Here is a 20,564-nt window from a genome sequence, read left to right on the forward strand (position 1 = left end):
TCTTGATCGTTAATGCGATTTACATAGCTATTTTTCTTTTAATCATGCAATTATACTCATAACCTATGCAGCTATTTGACTGGATCGTACTTATTGTAACACTATTATTTATTGTTGGATATGGCTCTTGGAAAACCCGAGGGAGTAAAAACGTTGAAGATTTCATTTTAGGAAACAATGAAACACCTTGGTATACTGTAGGGCTTTCTGTAATGGCGACACAAGCCAGCGCAATTACGTTCTTATCTACACCTGGACAAGCATATCACGACGGAATGGGTTTTGTTCAGTTTTATTTTGGTTTGCCAATTGCCATGATTGTCATTTGTTTGACTTTTATTCCACTTTATCATAAAAGTAAAGTTTTTACTGCATACGAATTTTTAGAACGAAGATTTGATGTCAAAACACGTTCACTTGCTGCTATTTTATTTTTAGTGCAAAGAGGTCTAGGAACTGGTTTAACCATTTATGCACCAGCTATTATTTTGTCTGCACTTTTGGGATGGAACTTAACCGGAATGAACATCATTATCGGAGTTATGGTAATTATCTACACTTTTTCTGGTGGTACAAAAGCAGTTAACGTTACGCAAAAACAGCAGATGTTCGTTATCATGTCTGGAATGTTTATCACGTTTTTCTTGATACTGCATTATCTTCCAAACGATATGACTTTCAACAGCGCGCTACATATTGCAGGCGCTAATGATAAAATGAATATTGTTGATTTTTCTTTTGATCCCGAAGAAAAATATACTTTCTGGAGCGGTATTACAGGAGGTTTCTTCCTTGCTCTAGCCTATTTTGGTACAGACCAGTCTCAAGTTGGACGTTATTTATCTGGAAAATCGGTTCGTGAAAGCCAAATGGGATTAATTATGAATGGATTGCTTAAAGTGCCAATGCAGTTTTTTATTCTTTTGACAGGAGTTATGGTTTTTGTTTTTTTTCAATTCAATCCAGTGCCTTTAAATTTTAATCCGAATAATAAAATTGCAATTGAGAAGTCTCCTTACAAACAGGAATATCATGTCTTAGAAGAAAAATTGGTAAAGCTTTCAGAAGATAAAAAAGTAATAAACTTATTATATATCGATCAGCTGAATCAAGATTATGACAATCCAATTTTGCGTAAAGAATTGGTTGCATTATCAAATAAAGAAAAAGATCTACGCGATAAAGCCAAAGAAATCATTTCGAGAGCAGACAGTAATTCTGAAACTAATGATAAAGATTATGTATTCTTTCATTTCATTCTGCATTACTTACCAAAAGGCCTAATAGGATTGTTATTGGCCGTTATTCTTTCGGCTGCTATGTCTTCTACCGCTTCAGGATTAACAGCTTTGGCTTCTACGACAGCAATTGATATTTACAAACGAAATCAGAAAGAAGAAAAATCAGAGAAACATTATTTGCATGTCACTAAGTTTTTCACTCTTTTCTGGGGAGTTATAGCAATACTTTTTGCTTGCGTTGGAACATTGTTTGAAAATTTAATTCAGCTTGTAAACATTATTGGATCTATCTTTTACGGAACCGTTTTAGGAATCTTCCTTGTTGGTTTTTACACTAAAAAAGTTCAAGCAAAACCCATGTTTATTAGCGCCATTATTAGTCAGCTAACCATTTTTGTAATTTACTATTTCATGATTTACAGTCAGGAAAAATTAGGGTATTTATGGCTGAATTTTATTGGAGCAATTTTGACAATTGTATTGGCGGTTTTACTTCAATTTTTGTTTTTCAGAGGGAAATCAGACAATAACGAGTTAGTAATCGAATAGATTTTTAGAAAATCTATACTTTTATAAAATGACAAAAGAAGAATTTTTATTTCATTTGCAAGGAGCAAGCATAATAGCTTTAAAATTTGCTGAACGATATGTCAAGGATAAATTAGAGACAGATTTTAAATACAATGTCATTCTTAGTGTAAGTACAGATGATCCTAGTCTAACACAATTTGATCTGTACCCAGAAGATCAAGGAACAATAAAACTGGATTTGACGGACACGGAAGTTGTTGACTTACTATATCGAAAAAATAAAGTTCCCGTTTGGATTGATATTAGAGTTTTAAAATCAAGTAAAAAAAGTACAACATTTAATCTGCTCTGTGCAGGAAGGTATACTGACAATAAGGATGAATATTATTATAACAGAAATGGTTCTGGACCTTTCGGAATAAAAGGTCCTAATTTTCCTTTACATTATGTTGAAGGAGAAAAATTTAGGCAGCATAATAATTTTATATTTTCACTGAAAGACTTTTTTACTTCCTTCACAAAATTTATAAAATAGGAAAACAATCTCATTCCAATACAATTCTTCTTTTTTTGTAAGTAAAAAAGACTATTTTAGTAAGTTGTAAGACTGACCATAAAACTAAACTAATCTTAAACTGGAGAAATGAAGATTTCTGACGATTTAGAAAAGCTATTGCCATTTGGATATCTATTTCTAATTTTAATGGGAATATTAAAAGATAGTATATTCTATTACCAATTCGGAATTAATATATTGAGGTATTCTACAATAATGGATATATTAATTAGTCCAATTGCTGAATTTACTTCAAACCCTATTATTCTGGGTGCAATAATTTTACTTTTTTTGGCCCATTTTTATCTTCCTTCCTTCTTGGCTAAGAATAAAGATTCGGCATTTGTGAAACGATCTTTTGAATTAAAATCAACAGATGAATTATCACCACAAGAAACTAAAAGCTACTATAATGGCATTGCCATAAAATCTCTCGTAGTTTTTTTATTATCCTTTTTTTTAGGTTACGGATTCGCTGGAGGCTATTTTACTACGAAAAAGCTAAAAGAAAACAGATTGGATTATAGCTATCAACTTGATTTTAATGAAGGTGAATCTAAAAATGTTTTTATTATTGGAAATAATAGCTTGTACTATTTCTATCTTGTTAAAGGAGACAAAAGAATAAAAATTACTCCTTTAGCCTCCATAAAGAACATTGCATTGGTCGAAAACAAAATGATTGATTAAAATTTTAGTTTCCAAAAAACACTATGAAAGATCAAAAAAAATACAGCAATAAAACAAAAGCTGCTTTTATTCTATTAATAGTAATGCTTATAATTCTGCTTGGGAACTTTAACACGCTCCGAAACTCCAAAAACGTAAATGATAATATCAATGCGATTTACAAAGACCGATTAGTTGTGGCGCATTATATTTTTCAATACTCAAAAGAACTTCATTTTATAAAAGCTGAAGCTGAAAAATTAAATTTGAGCGACAACATCAAGAAAAATGAAATTATTCATACTCTTGATATTATTCATGATATCGACGATTTGTACGCTAAAACAGTTTTAACAAACAAAGAGAAACAGTATTTTGATATTTTTTTGCTTTCCTGCAAAGAAATAAACAAACAGGTTGAAAGTAAAAACTGGGATAAAATTGCCATTTCTAGCGAGAAAGCTTTAAAAACCCTTGAATCCCTTTCGCAAATTCAAATTGAAGAAGGAAAAGCAAAACTTGCCGCTGCAAATGCAATGTATAACAGAAACAATGTACTAGGCCAGCTCCAGATTGCGCTTCTTATTATTTTAGGAGGAATTACGTTTTATCTTTTGATTGTAAAGAAAATCAAGCAAAAAATTAAGATTCCAGAACCGCCTAGTATGAATTAGTTTTTTATTTAAATTTCCTAGTTTCTTCTGAGATCAGAAAATCATTTATACTGGCAAATCTTTTCTGCATTAATCCATTTGCATCAAACTCCCAGTTTTCATTTCCGTAAGCTCTAAACCAGTTTCCATTAACATCCTGGTATTCGTACTCAAATCGAACAGCAATTCTGTTTTCGGTATGAGCCCAATACTCCTTTTTTAATTTATAATTTTTCTCTTTTTTCCATTTTTCGGTTAAAAAAAGAATGATTTCATCACGTCCATTTATAAACTTATCTCTATTTCTCCATTCACTGTCTATCGTGTACGCTTTTGAAACCCTTTCAGGATCCTGACTATTCCACGCATCTTCTGCTAATAGAATTTTTTCTATTGCTGTTTCATACGAGAAAGGTGGCAATGGCAATTTCTGTTCCATAATAATTAGATTAAAGTTTGAATAATTTTCTTAGTTTGCTCAATAAGTTGATTTGATTTAAAAAGTTGACTTTCTATAATACAACTCTCAAAAAGCAGATACACATGGTCTGATAAAAGATTATCATTTAAAATTTCATTAAAATAGACACGTAGATCAGCTTTATGATTTTGAATGACATCTAGAATTTTAACATTATCTGATTGAATCTCTGATAGAATATTTAGAAAACTGCAACCTCTAAAATTTTCCTTTTTATTCATATAAATTAAGAAATCAAAAGAAGCCAAAATTTTTAGTTTCCTATCCTCTTCCTTTGATGTAAACTTTTGTAATTCTTCAAACCAAAAGAAATGACGCTGATTTAAGAAAGCCACACACAAATCCTCTTTAGATTTAAAGTGCTGATAAAAACTAGCTTTAGCCACTTTTGCCTCTTCAATAATCTGATTGATGCCTGTAGCATTATAACCTTGCGTATGAAATAAAGTAAATGTTTTTTCTAGTATTCTTTCTTTTGGCAACATAGCATCGTAATTTATATCTACAAAGATAGTTTTTTTCTCAAAACAAACAGACAAGTCTGTCTGTTTTATTTTTAATGCAAAAAAAATTCCAAAACTCGTCAGTTTTGGAATTTTATATTTTAAAAATTGGATTTTAACAATTCGAAAGAATTTTCTATCTACTCCACTCAGCGATACTGTCTTTGTTCAATTTTACGTAATCAGCATTGTTTGCCGCTTCTGCAGATGCTAAAGAAGCTTTTGCAGTTTCAATTGCGCCTTTTTTGTCACCTTGTTTTGCTTGGATTAAAGATTTTAATCTTGAAACATAATAAGGTTTGTCTGAACTCATATCAAGCGCTTTGTCTACATAATTTCTAGCCGTTTCAATATTTCCGTTTGATTGGAATAAATATTGAGAAGCGGCAAAATAATCATTCCAAGTTGGACCAGCCAAAGCTTTATCGATACTTGCTGTAGCAATTTTAGCAGTTGGAACTTCAAATTTTAAAGCAACATGAGAGTTTTCCCAAGAAATATCTAAATAACCAAAATTTGGATCTAAACCGTTAATTCCGATTGTAAATGTTTCAACAGGAGTTGGCAAAGCCTCTTCTTTTACAGTAGTTTTTAAAGCTACGTAAGCGTCGCTCCAGTTTTCTGGCAATCCCCAGTTGTCTGTAGAAAGATAAAAAATGATATCCCAGCTTTCGATTCTAGGAACGGTATAGATTGCATATTTTCCTTTCTTTAGCGTTTTTCCGTCAATTATAACGTCGTCGCTAAAGTTAATGATTGTATTTTCGTTAGCTCCTGTTCTCCATAGTTTCCCAAATGGAACTAAGTTTCCGAACACGGCTCTTCCTCTTGCTCCAGGTCTTGAATAGGTAACTTCAACATCGGTTAAACCAACAGTCTGTTTAATATATCCTTTTGGACTTGCTTGTGGAGTTTTTACTTGAGCTTCTGATGCTAATGGAGCTATAATCAGAGCTAAAGCAATAAGTAGTTTTTTCATTATTTTACGTTTTTATTTTATTCAAATTTACAAATTCAATCAGCTTTAAAATGTTAAATTTTATATAATTCAAGGCTTTAGCTGTGATATTTTTTCAGCATTTAATTCGTTAAAATGTTCTATAACTAAATCTGCTTCAGACAAATCTTGAAGATGAGAATGTTCACTTTTGTATCCTACACAATAAATTCCGGCACCCTTTGCCGCCTTTACACCATTTGTGCTGTCTTCAATAATAATACATTCTTCTTTTGGTGCAATCGACAATGAAGCTGCATGAATAAATATGGCTGGATTTGGTTTTGATTGCGGAAAATCTTCACCGCTCACAATGTGCGTGAAATATTGATGCAGATTAAATCTTGTAAAAACGCGATCAATAGTAACTTTTGAAGCTGATGAAGCCAAAATCAATTGTATTCCGTTGTTGTACAAATCTTTAATCAGGTCTTCAACACCTTCTAAAAGATATAGATCTTCCTTAGTATCAAAAGCATCATTGAAAATGGTTCTTTTTCTCTGAATCAAATCTTCAACTTCCTGCTCTACAGTTGGAAAATAGCTTTTTAAAGTTTGAAATGTATTTCGAGTTGAAAATCCTGTAAATGTGGTATACATTTCTTCAGGAACTTTAATATTTAATTCTGAAAATTGTAAATAGTAGGCATAACGATGAACAGGTTCCGTGTCAACGATCACGCCATCCATATCAAAAATTACTGTTTTAATCATTTTTTTTTAAAGTTTCTGAGATTCTGAGACTCTAAGGTTTCTCTTGTGTCTGTTTAACTTTGTCAAAGTTTTAAACTTTGACAAAGTTGCTTTACGTTTTATTTATAAGTTCAAAGGAATTAAGATTCAGCGTTTCAGTAAAAAACCTTAGCACCTTAGAATCTTAGCATCTCAGAACCTTACTTTTTAAGCAAATATCTAATCACCGTTTCTGCGGCGTGCAAACCAAATAATCCTGGCATATAGCTGTTTGTTCCGTAAAACGATTTTTTAAAGTTTTTACCGTCTGTTAATTTTAGGCTTTTTTCGTCTTGAATTTCAGAAGAGAAAACTACCTTCAGTTTATTAATTTTTACTTCTTTTAAACGTTTGCGAATTGTTTTAGAGAAATAGCAATTAATTGTTTTTGAAATATCTGCTACTTTTACTTTTGAAGCCAGCATTTTCCCACCAGCTCCCATACTGCTGATGATTTTTACTCTTTTGCGTTTTGCGGCAATAATCAGATTTAATTTTGGAGTAATACTGTCAATGCAATCCAAAACATAATCAAATTCTGGAGAAACAATCTCAAAAGCACGTTCTGGAGAAAGAAATTCCTGAACACGAGTTAGATTTAATTCTGGGTTAATATCCATTAAACGATCGCCTACAATTTTAATTTTTGGCTGACCTACTGTTGAGTGCAAAGCTGGCAATTGACGGTTAATATTGGTAATATCCACAACGTCTCCGTCTACAATTGTCATGTTTCCTACTCCTGCTCTTGCTAAAAATTCAGCTGCAAAAGATCCAACTCCTCCTAGTCCAACGACTAAAACATTAGATTTTTGTAAATTTTCTAATCCTTCTTTAGTAAACAAAAGCTCAGCTCTTTCTGTCCATTCTGCCATATATTCTTTATTTTATTTTTTTTGTTTCAAGTTTAATGTTTCAAGTTTTACACGTTTGGCGCCCTGAGCGAAGTCGAAAGGTGTTCCTATTGGTTTGGACTTCGACTTTACTTCGCCTGACAAATCATGTTTTACAATTCGAACACACTTCTATAGTTACTTGAAATAATCTCTTCTAATTCTTTTAAATTTAGTCCTTTATATTCAGAAGCCAATTCGTAAACTTCTTTAATTGATTCTTCAATAGTATCCGTTTCTAAGAAAAAACGATCATTTGGAACATTTTGAAAAACCGACTTCAAATCTGGATTTTTCAATAAATATTTTCCAAATGAAAGATAAAATCCAGCAGCTATTAATTGCTCAGCCAATTGATTATTTTTCGAAAAACCATGAATAATCATTGGAACATTTATCCTCATTTTTTTCTTAATTGCCATGACTTCCTGAAAAGCGGCAACGCAATGAATTACTACTGGTTTTTTATATTTTTCTGCTAATTCCAATTGTTTTTCAAAAATAGAGACCTGTAAATCAAACGGAACTTCTATTCTTTTATCCAGACCACATTCACCAATCGCCAGACAATTATTGGTTTGCAGTTTTACTTCAATAATTTTCAAATCTTCATTAAGCCTATTTTCGTCAATATACCAAGGATGAATTCCTATCGAATAAAATGGAATTAACGCATCAAAATCTTTTGGATATTGATTAACCAATTCTAAAACATCTGATTGATTGGTAAATTGATGCGTATGAAAATTAAAATATTCCATTAATGAAAAGTCTTTACACCAGCTTTAATTTCAATTTTCAGATCATTTTCCTGCGGTACAAGCGGACAAGAATACTTGTAATTATAAGCACAATACGGATTGTAAGCTTGATTGAAATCGACTGCTATTGTATTTCCTTTCGGAATTTCTAAATCAATATAACGGCCGCCGATATAACTTTCTTTACCAGTTGTTAAATCTGAAAAAGGCAAGAATAAATGATTTTTATATTTTTCCTGAACTATAAGATCTAAACTTTGGTAAACGGCAAGCTGAAACGCTTTTCCGTTTATTTTGAAATTTAAGGTTCCATATTTAATGTACTTTGGAGTATATTTTCCCGAAGTTTTCATTTCAAAAACTTTTCCCCCTTTAGCTTTTACTAAAGTCGCATTAACAAAATACGTTTCAGAAATAGGAAAAAAATCTAAGCTTTTAAAAGTTTTTAGATCTTCAGCCATCAACGGACTTGTCTTAGGATCAGCAAATTCCGAATTGATTTTCTTTTGAAATTTTTGTACATCAGCTTTATTAAACTTTTTTTGTGCAAAAGCAAAATTAAAAACCAACAATAAAGCTATGGCGTTTATAGTTTTCATTCTAGAAATTTTATGCAAAAATAGTTCAAAAGTAACAAAACAACAACCACTTAACGAGACAAAGTTTCCTAACTTTGTGACGATAATCTATCACTCAAAATGCTTAAAAACGCCCTAACTCACTACATTAACAACTTTCGAGGTTTTACCAGAGAAGTTTGGATTCTTGCCATCATCACTTTTATCAACCGCGCTGGAACAATGGTTCTTCCTTTTTTATCAAAATATTTGAAAGAAGATCTTCACTTTTCGTACAATCAAGTGGGGTGGATTATGGTTGCATTTGGTTTTGGGTCAATGTTGGGTTCGTGGCTTGGAGGTAAACTATCAGATAAAATAGGGTTCTATAAGATTATGATTTTTAGCTTATTTACAAGCGGTGTTTCTCTTTTCTTTGTACAATATATTACTACTTTTTGGGCACTTTGCGTAGCAATGTTTGTTCTTATGACCATTGCCGATATGTTTAGACCTGCGATGTTTGTTTCTCTTGGAGCTTATGCTAAACCAGAAAATAGAACCCGCGCTCTAACACTTGTACGTCTTGCTGTAAATTTAGGTTTTGCAGCGGGACCTGCCCTTGGCGGTTTAATTATTATGGGAATGGGATATTCAGGTTTGTTTTGGGTCGACGGTGCTTCTTGCATTATTTCAATCTCTATTTTCGCTCTGCTAGTAAAAGAAAAGAAAAAAGCCACTCACGACGATAAAGCAGAAAGCGCTACTGATGTAAAATCGGTTTTTCATGATAAAATTTTCTGGGTTTTCTTATTCGTTAGTTTTATTACAGCTATGATTTTCTTCCAGTTATTTACTACTCTACCTTTATATCATAATGAAAAATTTGGCTTAAGCGAATTCCAAACAGGTCTTTTAATGACTTTAAACGGGCTCTTAATCTTTTCTCTAGAAATGCCAACAGTTGGATTTTTAGAGCGAAAAGCTTTTCCTAAAATTCGAATTATAATAGTAGGTTCTTTTGTAATGGCATCCAGTTTCTTTTTGCTTCTTATTAATTTCTGGGCAGGAATATTGGTTGTCAGCATGGTTTGCATTTCTATTGGTGAAGTTCTTACTTTTCCGTTTTCCAATGCATTTGCGCTAAGTCGTGCACCGCGCGGACAAGAAGGACGATACATGGCACTTTATACCATGAGTTTTAGTCTTGCTCATATTGTGAGTTCTAAACTTGGCTTCGAGATTATTACCCGATTTGGCTACCAAACCAACTGGCTTTTTATGGCCTGCATGGGTGTTCTTGCAACTGGATGCTGTATCTGGATTAAAAATGCTTTACTTAACCCAAAAGCTTCCTAAACAACTTTTAACTTTTTAAAATACTATAATTCAATTTATTACCATTAAATTTGAATTGCTTTTTTGCGTCTAAAATCGAAATCAAACTTAATTTTTAGTTAAATAACTATTTTTATAGTTGTGTAACTAAAAAAATAGTTGTAGGTTTGAATTAAAATTAAAGAAGATGCAGAAGTTAACAAACAAAGAAGAAGAAATTATGATGATTTTATGGAAGCTTAAAAAAGCTTTTGTAAAAGAAATTCAAGCTGAAATAACTGAAGACCAGCCGCATTACAACACATTATCTACTATTGTGCGTAATCTGGAAGAAAAAGGATATGTTGGACACAATGCCTTCGGAAACACACATCAATACTTTCCGATTGTACCAATTGAAGATTACAGAAAAGGATTTATGAAAACCGCAATCGATAATTACTTTAATAGTTCTTATAAAAGCATGGTGTCCTTTTTTGCTAAAGAAGAGAAAATTTCAGCAGATGAATTACGCGAAATTTTATCGATGATCGAAAATAAAAAAGAAGATAAATAATTCGGATTATGGAAGCACTTTTCATTTATATTATCAAATCAAGTGGCTTAATGCTTTTGTTTTATTGCGCTTACTTTTTCTTGTTGCGCAAAGAAACGTTCTTTAACAGCAACAGATGGTTTCTTTTGTCTGGTTTAATTGTATCAGCAATTTTACCATTAGTGACTTATACGAAGGTAATATGGATAAATGCGGCTCCACAATTTGATACCGATTTTCAGAATTTCGTATCAAACACATCTCAAGACGAATCTTCGGAGTTTAATTGGAACTATTTCCTTCTTGGGCTTTATGCTTTAGGCCTTTTGATTTTTCTAATAAAATTGGCAATCGATTTTTATAGTTTGAATTCCATTATTAAAGGAAAAAAAATCAAACAGCAAGCCGATTTCAAATTCATAGATATAAACGAAAACATTGCTCCTTTCTCCTATTTTGAATATATCGTGTACAACTCATCACTGTACACAGCTTCAGAATTGGAAAACATAATTGAACACGAAAAAGTGCACAGCGATCAAAATCATACATTCGATGTGTTGATTTCGAGAATATTCAGCATTATTTTCTGGTTCAACCCGATTGTCTGGTTTTACAAAAAAGCAATAACTCAGAATTTAGAATTTATTGCCGACAGCGAGGCCGCTAAAAAACTTTTAGACAAAAAAGCCTATCAATACACGCTTTTAAAAATAACAACGCACGAAAACTGTGTTGCAATCACTAATCATTTTTATCAATCATTAATCAAAAAACGAATCGTTATGCTAAACAAAAGTCAATCAAAAAAAAGAAATTCTTGGAAGTATTATGCTGTAATCCCAGCTCTTGCTGCATTTGTATTATTATTTCAAATTGAAGTAATTGCAAAAGAAAGACCTCAAACTGTAAAATCAGTTTCAAACGAAATTGAAGCCGTTGATATTTACAAAATTCAAAAAAACACTACTGATTTAGAGCTAAAAAGAATCAAAACGCAATTAAAAATGTTGCACAATGTTGATTTTGAAGTTTCTAGAGTCAAAAGAAACTCGGCAAATCAGCTAACTTCACTTAAAGTTGAAATAGCTTATGAAAACCAAAAATCTCAATCTATCCAAACAGGCGGAAAAGTTGCCATTAAAGATTTCGGGATAGTTGTTGTTTCTGGAAAAAATGGCACAAAAAGAACTGGCATCAAAACCTATGATGAAAAAAGCGCTGTAAGTCAAAAAGTTGCTTTAAATGAAAAGGAAAACCATTCTGAAGTTAAAAATACAATTACTAATACAGAAACCAATGTTAACACTAATTCTACTACTAGTACAAAAATTAACAGTGATACTAATACAAATATTAGCACTACTGTAATCGTAAACAAAGACGGCAACACTAAAGTTATTGCAAGCAATGGTGCGACTGTTGCTGTTTCAAGTGGCGTAAAAACAAACATTAAAGTAGGTAGCCCTCTAGTGATTGTTGATGGAGAAGAAATGCCTTCTAGCTTTGATTACAATAGCATTAAACCTGAAAATATTTTATCTGTAAATGTCTTAAAAGCAATAGAGGCAGCTGATCAATATGGTGATAAAGCCACAAATGGAGTAATCGAAATCGAAACTAAAAAATAAGACCTTTCTAATTTTTAAAGAGAAAAAATGCAAAAACTAACCAATAAAGAAGAAGAAATCATGCATATTTTATGGAAGCTGAAAAAGGCTTTTGTAAAAGAAATTCAAGCAGAGATTTTAGAAGATCAGCCGCATTACAACACTTTGTCGACCATAGTTCGTAATCTGGAAGAGAAAGGTTATGTGAAGCATAATGCTTTCGGAAATACACATCAGTATTACCCAGCTGTAAGCATAGAAGATTATAGAAAAGGTTTTATGAGTACTGCTATTGACAATTATTTCAATAGTTCTTATAAAAGTATGGTTTCATTTTTTGCCAAAGAAGAAAAAATTTCGGCGGACGAATTACGTGAAATCTTAGATATGATCGAAAATCCAAAAGAAGGCAAATAATCAAAATAGTATGGAAGCACTTTTCATTTTTATCCTAAAATCAAGCGGGTTATTAGCAACGTTTTATTTTGCTTACATTTTTTTACTTCGCAAAGAGACTTTTTTCAACAGCAGCCGCTGGTTTCTTATTGCTGGTTTAATTACTTCTGTTATACTGCCTTTTGTAGTTTACACCAAAGTGATTTGGGTTGAAGCACCGCCTGTGCTTGCTCCTGCCCCAATTATAACAACTACGGAAAATGCTGTAAAAAACATTCCAATTTCAAGTCAAGATGTCATTGCTTACACACCTCAATACAAACCCACAACGGTTACGGTTGTTGAGGAGGAAAATTTTGAAATCAATTGGAGTTTAGTTCTTGCCGTAGTCTATGGAATTGGTTTCTTGGCATTTCTAATCAAATTTGCACTAGATTTTTACAGCTTAAACTCTGTTTTGAAAGGAAAGAAAATTGAACAGCAAAATGATTTTAAATTCATTGATGTGGATGAAAACATTGCTCCCTTCTCCTATTTTGATTACATTGTATATAACTCATCACTATATACAGCAGCAGAATTAGAGAATATTCTGGAACATGAAAAAGTGCACAGCGATCAAAAACACACAGTCGATGTTTTGATTTCGAGAATCTTCTGTATCCTATTTTGGTTCAATCCAATTGTTTGGCTTTATAAAAAAGCAATTTTGCAAAACCTAGAATTTATTGCTGATAGCGAAGCTTCAAAAAAAATTGCAGACAAAAAAGCGTATCAATATACACTTTTAAAAATCACAACGCATGAAACTTGTGTTGCAATCACCAATCATTTTTATCAATCATTAATCAAAAAACGAATTGTCATGTTAAACAAAAATCAATCAAAGAAAAGAAACTACTGGAAATATTCGGCAGTAATTCCTGCTCTTGGCGCATTTGTTCTTTTATTTCAGATAAAGACCATTGCACAGGAAAAGAAACAAAATGAAGCTGTTGTTCAAAGAGATACTATCAAAGATTCTGATGAAACCATCAAAATAACAAAAAATACAACCGATAAGGAATTAAACGAACTTCCTGGAAAGTTAAAAACAAATCATAATCTTGATGTTGAGATTTCTGATGTAAAAAGAAATACCAAAGAAGAATTAACAGCAATTCAGATCAAAGTAAAATCGGATTCTGGCAAAAAACAAACTATCAAAATTGACGGAGACGAAGCTATAAAAGATTGTGAACTGGCAATTGGAACAGATGAAAATGGAGCAAAAGCTATTGTTATCAATACTGATAAAAATTTCAGAACACCGATAATTATCAGAAACGAAAAAGTTATTGTTCGTAATGGAGATATAGTTCCTCCAGCACCTCCAACTCCACCTTCATTTCCTTCAGGGCCACTGCCTCCTGCTCCTGCAGTTGACATGTCAAAAATGCCAAAACCTCCAGTTGCTCCTAAAAACCCAAAAGATAAAATTGCTATGGCTAAATTTGAAAAAGACATGGAAGCTTTTGAAAAACAAATGGAAGCATGGGAACCTCAGATGGATGCATATGAGAAACAAATTGAAACTATTATGTCTCAAAGAGAAGCTATTTATGAGAAAGAAATGGCTAAGTATGAAATTGCTATGGAAAAGTTTAGTGCAAACATGGAAAAATTTAATTATGACTTTAAATTTAACTTCGGAGATGATTCTAAAGACTATGAAAATAGCATGAAGCAATACGAACAAGACATGAAACAGTATGAGCTTGATATGAAACAGCACGCCAAAGACATGAAGCAACATGCAAAAGACATGAAACAACATGAGAAAGATATGAAGCAGCATGAAAAAGACATGAAAGAAATGGAAAAACAAAATAAAAAAGCATAGTTGCATATATTTTGAAACATAAAAAACCAGTGCTCAAACACTGGTTTCTCTTTTCAAATTTGTCATCAATAAAGCTGGATGAATGGAGACTCTAAAAATACCCTAAATCACAAAACAGCTGAAGATAAAAATCTGGTTATCAGAATTTAAATACTTTTACATTTTACTGCCAAAAGACTTTGTTTCAAACACAAAGTCTTTTTTTTATATCTTTGCCGAAACAAATCTACCATGTATAAATTATTAGCTAAACTAAATAAACTACTTTTGCCAAGCTTTACCAAACAAGGTCTGGATATTTCAAAAGCAAAGAAATGGCAAATGGCAATTATTGGTTATCGCGCCTATGTTACAAAAAAAGCATTGGGCAATTAATTTAGAATACATTTTTATTTATCCGACAGAAATAGGCTTTTTAGCATTCTGTCTTATTTTTTTATGAAAAACAGAGAAATCAGTCTGTCTCCTGTTCCAGCAGTATTATTAGCAATTATCAGTGTGCAATTCGGTGCGGCAATTGCAAAGACACTTTTTCCAACAATTGGCTCAGCAGGTACAGCATCAATGCGTATTGGTATTTCGGCAATAATTTTATTATTAGCTTATAGACCAAATTTGAGAACCATAACACCAAAACAATGGAAAGTTGTAATTCCTTATGGTTTATCATTGGGTGCTATGAATTTAATTTACTATCTCGCTATAGAAAGAATTCCAATTGGTTTGGCGGTAACACTAGAATTCGTGGGGCCATTATTGCTTGCAATAGCTGGTTCAAAACGTTTGGTTGATTATTGCTGGGTTTTATTGGCTGCAGTTGGTATTTTATTAATTGCGCCTTGGACAAATGATCGTTTAGATCCTGTCGGAATTATATGTGCTCTTTTAGCTGGGGCTTTTTGGAGTGCTTATATTGTTTTAGGAGGCAAAGTTTCAAAAATAATGAATGATGGAGATGCCGTTACTATAGGAATGTTATTTGCGGCTCTTTTAGTTTTACCTTTTGGTTTCTTTGAAAGCGGATTAAACAATCTTACGCCTAAACTTTTCGGAATGGGTATTGCTCTTGCTCTTTTATCGAGTGCAATTCCGTTTACACTAGAAATGAAAGCATTGGGAAAACTTCCTCCACGTACTTTTAGTATTTTAATGAGCCTAGAACCGGCAGCAGCCTCTATCTGTGCCTTTATTTTTCTGAAAGAAAGTTTAAATTTTTACGAAATTCTAGCTGTAATATGCGTTGTAATTGCTTCCGCAGGAAGTACTTTGACATCTAAAAAATAAGCTTAAAAAATCTCAAAAATAAAATTCCAAATTCCAATGTAGCATTTGGAATTTGGAATTTGTTTTTTTTATTAGAATTTAAGCCATTTATTTTTTAGGAAGCAATACAGCGTCTATAACATGAATAACGCCATTTGACTGATTTACGTCGGCAATAGTAACTTTTGCTTTATTGCCGCTCTCGTCGCTAATATATAAGTCTTTTCCTTTCATCCAAGCTGTTAATGTTCCTCCATTTACCGCTTTTATAGTTGCTTTTCCTTTACCTTCTTTTATAGCTTTTGCAATATCCGAAGCATCCCATTTTCCTGCAACAACATGATAAGTCAAGATATTTTGAAGCATTTTTTTATTTTCTGGTTTAAGCAACGTTTCAACCGTTCCTTTTGGCAATTTATCGAATGCTGCATTTGTTGGGGCAAAAACAGTGAATGGTCCTTTTCCTTTTAAAGTTTCAACTAAGTCGGCAGCTTTTACAGCAGCAACCAAGGTCGTATGATCTTTTGAATTAACAGCATTTTCAATTATATTTTTATTTGGATACATCGCTGCTCCACCGACCATAACTGATTTTTGAGCATTTGATGTAAATGCAAATCCTAAAGCTAAAACTGCAAGAGCTAAAAATTTTCTAGTTTTCATATTAAATGATTTTTAAGTTATAAGGTCATTTACGGCGATAGAATAGTTTTGGTTTTCATTTGAAAATTATTTTTAAACCAAAAAAATCTAATTCTTTCCTAAACTTCCCGCAAAACAAGGCATTAAAGTATTCTAATATTTTTTCAAAAAATTATAAATACATCTAATTTTTGTATCGATTTTATTATTAAATTTAAAATCAAAACTTACTAATCATGAAAAATTTGCATCAAAAAATCAGAAGCAGAAAGTTAAGTTCAAGAGTAGATTTAACCGCAATGGTCAGCGTTTGTTTTTTACTGATTGTATTTTTTATGGCTGCTAAGAAATTATTAAAGCCTGAAACAATCAATCTTTCTTTTCCAGAGAACTATGTCTATTTAGAAAATATTGGATGTGTCAAAACTGATCGATTGTATACCATATTGTTAGATAAAAATGGTAAAATAATAACTTATTCAGGTTTGTTGGAATTTCCAATCGAGAAGCCAAAAGAGTTTAATTTTGAAAAAAATGAGATACGGCAAGAAATCTTCCGTAAAAAGAAAGAAGTTCATGATTATATGATCTCCGAAGGAAAACCAACAAGTGAAGTAATCGTTATTATAAAACCGAGTAAAAATTCAAACTATGGAAGCTTAGTAAATATAGTAGATGAAATGAAAATTGCCAATATTGAAAACTATTCAATAATAAATGATTTTACTATAGAAGAATCAAAATTATTGGCCTCAAACTAATTCAATTGTGTCACAACTCTAAATCAAAAAGCCTATGAAAAATCTACCTGAAAAAGTCAGAAGCAGAAAGTTAAATTCAAAAGTGGATTTAACTGCAATGGTTAGTGTTTCTTTTTTGCTAATTATATTTTTTATGGTCACAATTGAGTTAAGAAAACCAAAAGTTGCCGATTTGAGTTTACCAAACAACGATGATATAATATGCGGTTCGACAGGCGGATGCTTTGGAGAGAATAGGTCTTATACAATTTTACTTGGAGAAGAAAACAAATTAGTATGCTACATGGGATTATTAGAAATGCCTAAAGTTGCTCCAAAAAAGTTAGGGTACGGAAAGCAAGGAATTAGGCAAGAGCTTTTAAAACAAAACAAGAACATGTTAAAGTACTATGCTCAATTAGGAAAACCTGAAAGAGGGCTTATTGTTATTATTAAACCAAGCAAAAAAAGTAATTTTAAAAATCTGGTTGACATTTTAGATGAAATGGCAATTGCAAAAATTGATACTTATGCAATAGTAAATGATTTCAGTCCGGAAGAATCTAAATTACTAGCTTCAAACTAAATATAAAGCCTATGAAAAATCTACCTCAAAAAGTCAGAAGCAGAAAGTTAAATTCAAAAGTAGATCTAACTGCAATGGTTAGTGTTTCTTTTTTGCTAATTATATTTTTTATGGTTGTTGGGGAATTGTCGAAACCGAAAATTATGGAACTATATTCTGGTCGTAGCGGCTGCGGTCCTGAACCAGATTGTAATAAGCCCGATGACAATCTAGTAGCGACTTTATTGCTAGACAAAAATAACAAAATAATAACTTATCATGGCTTATTAGCATTTCCTATACAAGCACCTAAAGAAACTAACTACGGCAAATATGGAATTCGACAAGAACTAATGGAAAAAAATAAAATGAGCTTAGAATATTCAGCAAGACTTGGTAGGCCAGGAAGAGGAATAACGGTCATTATAAAACCAACACAAAACTCAAATTATGGCAATTTAGTAGATATATTAGATGAAATGAGAATTGCTAATATAACTTCTTATGCAATTGTCCCTCAGTTTACACCAGAAGAATCAAAATTATTAGCTTCAAATTAACATCACAAAATATTTTTTTTCAAAAGATTTTCGACTCCTCTCGAAGTGGCAATAGTGAAATAACTCTAATCAAATCATTACAAACAAAAAAGTCCCGCATTTCTGTGGGACTTCCTGTTTAATTCTTAATAAATTTCATACTTGAGCTTCCTTGGTCTGATTTTACTCGTATAAAGTAATTACCTACTCTAAGTTTAGAAATATCAATATTTGAAGTTGTTTTTGCATTTGGAACCGCAATTACTAATTGCCCTAAAACATCATAAATTTCAAATGATTGCACTTCGATATTCTGGTTTTGCGAAATATTTAAAAACTGATTTGCCGGATTTGGATATAAACTTAAATATCTAGAGAAATTAAAATCCTCCGTTGATAAAACAGTTTTAAATGTTGAAGTTGCTTTATTAGTCAAAATAGGAAAATTATAATCAAAATAAATATTAGCATCATTGGTAAATGTATCTCCAACCTGTAATGTTGGTTTTGTCTTTATTTTAAAAGCAATGTAACCGTCATTATTAGCATCATCAAAAGGAAGATTTATGTTTTCGAATATAAATTCTACTTTATTTCCTTCTGATATATTAGTTACGAAAGAATGGCTTGAACTAGTTGGAATTAAAGTTGAAATATCAAATTTTGATAAATCAATCATATCTTTAACTACGATGTTTTGTGCTTGATATGTCCCTGTGTTTTCAAAACGAATCATGTAATGCACGTACTCGCCTATTAAACTTGGCGTAACAATAGAACCTTCTAAACAAGTTTTGTCATTTGGATCGTAGGAACCAACAACTGTTTGATTTAAAGTAAAAGTGTTATCTAATGGTGTTTCGTCGCTACTTTCAGATTTCACTTTCAATGTATAAGTTATTATATCACCTATATTAACAGGAGGTGTTTCTGTTGGTCTATTGACTTTTAAAGAAACAATTATTTGCCTGCTTTCAAATGGTTGCAAATTATTAAAATTCCATACTATTTTATTTACTGCTTTAGTTTTAAAAAAAACATCTGAAGAAACATATTCTAATTTACTATCATCAAAATCCAAATTAATTGAACCTTCTTCAATAGTATTCCCTTTGTTCTTATATATTATTTTATACTTAGCATTAAAACCGGGCCTCGCATCTTCTATTGGCAACATAACAATTTCTAAATCAGAATGATTTCCATTTGATGAAATACAAAAATCCTGTATAAAAGGATTATTATCAATCGGAAAATTAACATTCACATTATTTGGAGAAACTATAAAAAAAGATGAATTTTCTAAAATAATGGGTTTTAGTGTATGATTTCCAGCTTGAGCATAAATACTATATTTCCCAGAATTATCAGCTATAAAATCTTCACTAATATTTCCATTAGATATATTAAACTTTAGGTAAGGAAAAATAGGATCTTGTATATCACAGCCATTATTGTTTATATCCCATTTTTGATTACCTTTTACAGTATATAAAACTCCTCCAGGCTTAAAACTACAATATGAACCTATTAAGCACTTTCCTGACATATATGACATATTTCTATCAATATTATATTGAAGACTCTTTATTTGACTTTCGTCAGCACAAATATATTTCAACTTACTACTAAAATTATTATTTCCAAAACTCACATTTTCATCAACTCCATTCTTAACAAATAAAGAAGTCAATTCATAATTATTTGAAACTATTATACTTTTAGCACTATACATTTCTGAAGCATCCAATGTTGTCAATTTGTTTCCTTTGCAAGTTAAATATTCAAGCTTGCCAATTCCCGTCATTTTTAATTCAGAAATATTTCCAGACGTGCAATCTAAATTTATTAAACTCGGCAGATTATCTAGCACTAAAGTGCTAGTTGTTGAAGTGTCACCAAATCCAAGCCCCACACATTCAGCAAGTTTTAAAAGAGGCAAATCTTTTATTAGTAAATTTTTAATAGCATTTTGTGAGCAATACAAATTAGTAAGAGATATTAAACCTGTTAAATCCAGATTTTTTAGTCCATTTGTACTGCATTTTAAATAAGATAAATCAGTAAGGCCTGATATATTTAAAGTCTTTAGCATGTTAGAACTGCAATCTAAGTATTTAAGTTTTTTAAAATTAGATGCATCTAGGTTAGTAATCCTATTTCCTTGAATTTTTAAAGTTACAAGGTTTGTAAAATTTTCGATACCAGTAACATCAGTAATGAAGTGATTTTCATCTGTTATTTCATATACTTTTAAGGCTTCAGAGATATCAATCTCCTTGTCACCATTACTGTCGACTGATAAATAGTAACCATTAATATCTCTAGTATAGCTCCCTGATAACAAATCAGATTTAAATTGAGCATTTGGAAAATTAATTACTTGCCCACTCAATATATTAAAAAAGGATAGAGCCAAAAATAAAAAGTAAAGTTTCTTCATATGTGGTATTTTCATACAAAAATAACTTTTTGAGATA

Annotated in this window: 23 protein-coding genes; 14 read left to right on the plus strand and 9 right to left on the minus strand. The window is 31.6% G+C overall.

Annotated features, from left to right (window positions below):
• Positions 1-65: 65 nt before the first annotated feature.
• The 4 genes from PQ463_RS06225 to PQ463_RS06240 all read left to right on the plus strand — a co-directional run bounded on the left by PQ463_RS06225 (position 66) and on the right by PQ463_RS06240 (position 3,671).
• On the plus strand, positions 66-1,790 hold the full coding sequence (locus PQ463_RS06225) for a sodium:solute symporter family protein (protein WP_274256823.1): 1,725 nt from the start codon (positions 66-68) through the stop codon (positions 1,788-1,790).
• A gap of 28 nt (positions 1,791-1,818) precedes the next feature.
• Positions 1,819-2,307, plus strand: a complete 489-nt coding sequence (locus PQ463_RS06230) for a hypothetical protein (protein ID WP_274256824.1) — start codon at positions 1,819-1,821, stop codon at positions 2,305-2,307.
• A 108-nt stretch (positions 2,308-2,415) separates the two neighbouring features.
• Complete coding sequence (locus PQ463_RS06235; RefSeq protein WP_274256825.1) at positions 2,416-3,018, plus strand: hypothetical protein; 603 nt, start codon at positions 2,416-2,418, stop codon at positions 3,016-3,018.
• 23 nt (positions 3,019-3,041) lie between these two features.
• The gene (locus tag PQ463_RS06240; RefSeq protein WP_274256826.1) at positions 3,042-3,671 is read left to right on the plus strand and encodes an MCP four helix bundle domain-containing protein; all 630 of its coding nucleotides are present in this window, start codon (positions 3,042-3,044) and stop codon (positions 3,669-3,671) included.
• Positions 3,672-3,675: 4 nt separating this feature from the next.
• Here the strand turns inward: PQ463_RS06240 and PQ463_RS06245 are convergent, their stop codons facing one another.
• From PQ463_RS06245 to PQ463_RS06275, 7 genes are all read right to left on the minus strand, one after another.
• Positions 3,676-4,089 carry a nuclear transport factor 2 family protein gene (locus tag PQ463_RS06245; RefSeq protein ID WP_274256827.1) on the minus strand — a complete coding sequence of 138 codons (414 nt, stop codon included), beginning with the start codon at positions 4,087-4,089 and terminating at the stop codon, positions 3,676-3,678.
• A 5-nt stretch (positions 4,090-4,094) separates the two neighbouring features.
• On the minus strand, positions 4,095-4,616 hold the full coding sequence (locus PQ463_RS06250) for a TetR/AcrR family transcriptional regulator (RefSeq protein ID WP_274256828.1): 522 nt from the start codon (positions 4,614-4,616) through the stop codon (positions 4,095-4,097).
• A 154-nt stretch (positions 4,617-4,770) separates the two neighbouring features.
• On the minus strand, positions 4,771-5,613 hold the full coding sequence (locus tag PQ463_RS06255) for a DUF2911 domain-containing protein (RefSeq protein WP_274256829.1): 843 nt from the start codon (positions 5,611-5,613) through the stop codon (positions 4,771-4,773).
• Between the two features lie 69 nt (positions 5,614-5,682).
• A complete protein-coding gene (locus PQ463_RS06260) occupies positions 5,683-6,345 on the minus strand; it encodes an HAD family hydrolase (protein WP_274256830.1) in 663 nt (220 codons plus the stop codon).
• 179 nt (positions 6,346-6,524) lie between these two features.
• Positions 6,525-7,238 carry a tRNA threonylcarbamoyladenosine dehydratase gene (locus PQ463_RS06265; protein WP_111368980.1) on the minus strand — a complete coding sequence of 238 codons (714 nt, stop codon included), beginning with the start codon at positions 7,236-7,238 and terminating at the stop codon, positions 6,525-6,527.
• A 131-nt stretch (positions 7,239-7,369) separates the two neighbouring features.
• On the minus strand, positions 7,370-8,017 hold the full coding sequence (locus PQ463_RS06270) for a TatD family hydrolase (RefSeq protein WP_274256831.1): 648 nt from the start codon (positions 8,015-8,017) through the stop codon (positions 7,370-7,372).
• A complete protein-coding gene (locus PQ463_RS06275; RefSeq protein WP_274256832.1) occupies positions 8,017-8,616 on the minus strand; it encodes a DUF1684 domain-containing protein in 600 nt (199 codons plus the stop codon). The genes PQ463_RS06270 and PQ463_RS06275 overlap by 1 nt, the downstream gene beginning before the upstream one ends.
• A gap of 99 nt (positions 8,617-8,715) precedes the next feature.
• On the opposite strand from PQ463_RS06275, the gene PQ463_RS06280 reads away from it, so the two are divergent.
• The 7 genes from PQ463_RS06280 to PQ463_RS06310 all read left to right on the plus strand — a co-directional run bounded on the left by PQ463_RS06280 (position 8,716) and on the right by PQ463_RS06310 (position 15,619).
• Complete coding sequence (locus PQ463_RS06280; protein ID WP_111376340.1) at positions 8,716-9,933, plus strand: MDR family MFS transporter; 1,218 nt, start codon at positions 8,716-8,718, stop codon at positions 9,931-9,933.
• A 166-nt stretch (positions 9,934-10,099) separates the two neighbouring features.
• On the plus strand, positions 10,100-10,468 hold the full coding sequence (locus tag PQ463_RS06285) for a BlaI/MecI/CopY family transcriptional regulator (protein WP_066034576.1): 369 nt from the start codon (positions 10,100-10,102) through the stop codon (positions 10,466-10,468).
• A gap of 8 nt (positions 10,469-10,476) precedes the next feature.
• A complete protein-coding gene (locus PQ463_RS06290) occupies positions 10,477-12,078 on the plus strand; it encodes a M56 family metallopeptidase (protein ID WP_274256833.1) in 1,602 nt (533 codons plus the stop codon).
• 27 nt (positions 12,079-12,105) lie between these two features.
• The gene (locus tag PQ463_RS06295) at positions 12,106-12,474 is read left to right on the plus strand and encodes a BlaI/MecI/CopY family transcriptional regulator (protein WP_111425003.1); all 369 of its coding nucleotides are present in this window, start codon (positions 12,106-12,108) and stop codon (positions 12,472-12,474) included.
• Positions 12,475-12,484: 10 nt separating this feature from the next.
• Entirely contained in the window at positions 12,485-14,335 is a 1,851-nt protein-coding gene (locus PQ463_RS06300; protein WP_274256834.1) for a M56 family metallopeptidase, read from the plus strand.
• Positions 14,336-14,566: 231 nt separating this feature from the next.
• A complete protein-coding gene (locus tag PQ463_RS06305; protein WP_111368963.1) occupies positions 14,567-14,710 on the plus strand; it encodes an SsrA-binding protein in 144 nt (47 codons plus the stop codon).
• 63 nt (positions 14,711-14,773) lie between these two features.
• On the plus strand, positions 14,774-15,619 hold the full coding sequence (locus tag PQ463_RS06310) for an EamA family transporter (RefSeq protein WP_274256835.1): 846 nt from the start codon (positions 14,774-14,776) through the stop codon (positions 15,617-15,619).
• Positions 15,620-15,706: 87 nt separating this feature from the next.
• Here the strand turns inward: PQ463_RS06310 and PQ463_RS06315 are convergent, their stop codons facing one another.
• Complete coding sequence (locus PQ463_RS06315) at positions 15,707-16,261, minus strand: fasciclin domain-containing protein (RefSeq protein WP_274256836.1); 555 nt, start codon at positions 16,259-16,261, stop codon at positions 15,707-15,709.
• A gap of 215 nt (positions 16,262-16,476) precedes the next feature.
• Between PQ463_RS06315 and PQ463_RS06320 the strand changes: the two genes are divergently transcribed.
• From PQ463_RS06320 to PQ463_RS06330, 3 genes are read left to right on the plus strand one after another with little or no spacing between them, the layout of a single operon-like run.
• A complete protein-coding gene (locus PQ463_RS06320; protein ID WP_274256837.1) occupies positions 16,477-17,001 on the plus strand; it encodes an ExbD/TolR family protein in 525 nt (174 codons plus the stop codon).
• Between the two features lie 34 nt (positions 17,002-17,035).
• Positions 17,036-17,566 carry an ExbD/TolR family protein gene (locus PQ463_RS06325; RefSeq protein ID WP_274256838.1) on the plus strand — a complete coding sequence of 177 codons (531 nt, stop codon included), beginning with the start codon at positions 17,036-17,038 and terminating at the stop codon, positions 17,564-17,566.
• A gap of 11 nt (positions 17,567-17,577) precedes the next feature.
• Entirely contained in the window at positions 17,578-18,105 is a 528-nt protein-coding gene (locus PQ463_RS06330; protein ID WP_274256839.1) for an ExbD/TolR family protein, read from the plus strand.
• Between the two features lie 118 nt (positions 18,106-18,223).
• Here PQ463_RS06330 and PQ463_RS06335 read toward each other — a convergent pair whose 3' ends face one another.
• On the minus strand, positions 18,224-20,542 hold the full coding sequence (locus tag PQ463_RS06335) for a DUF7619 domain-containing protein (protein WP_274256840.1): 2,319 nt from the start codon (positions 20,540-20,542) through the stop codon (positions 18,224-18,226).
• Positions 20,543-20,564: the final 22 nt, after the last annotated feature.

The organism is Flavobacterium sp. KACC 22763 (genome assembly GCF_028736155.1).
Classification (GTDB): domain Bacteria; phylum Bacteroidota; class Bacteroidia; order Flavobacteriales; family Flavobacteriaceae; genus Flavobacterium.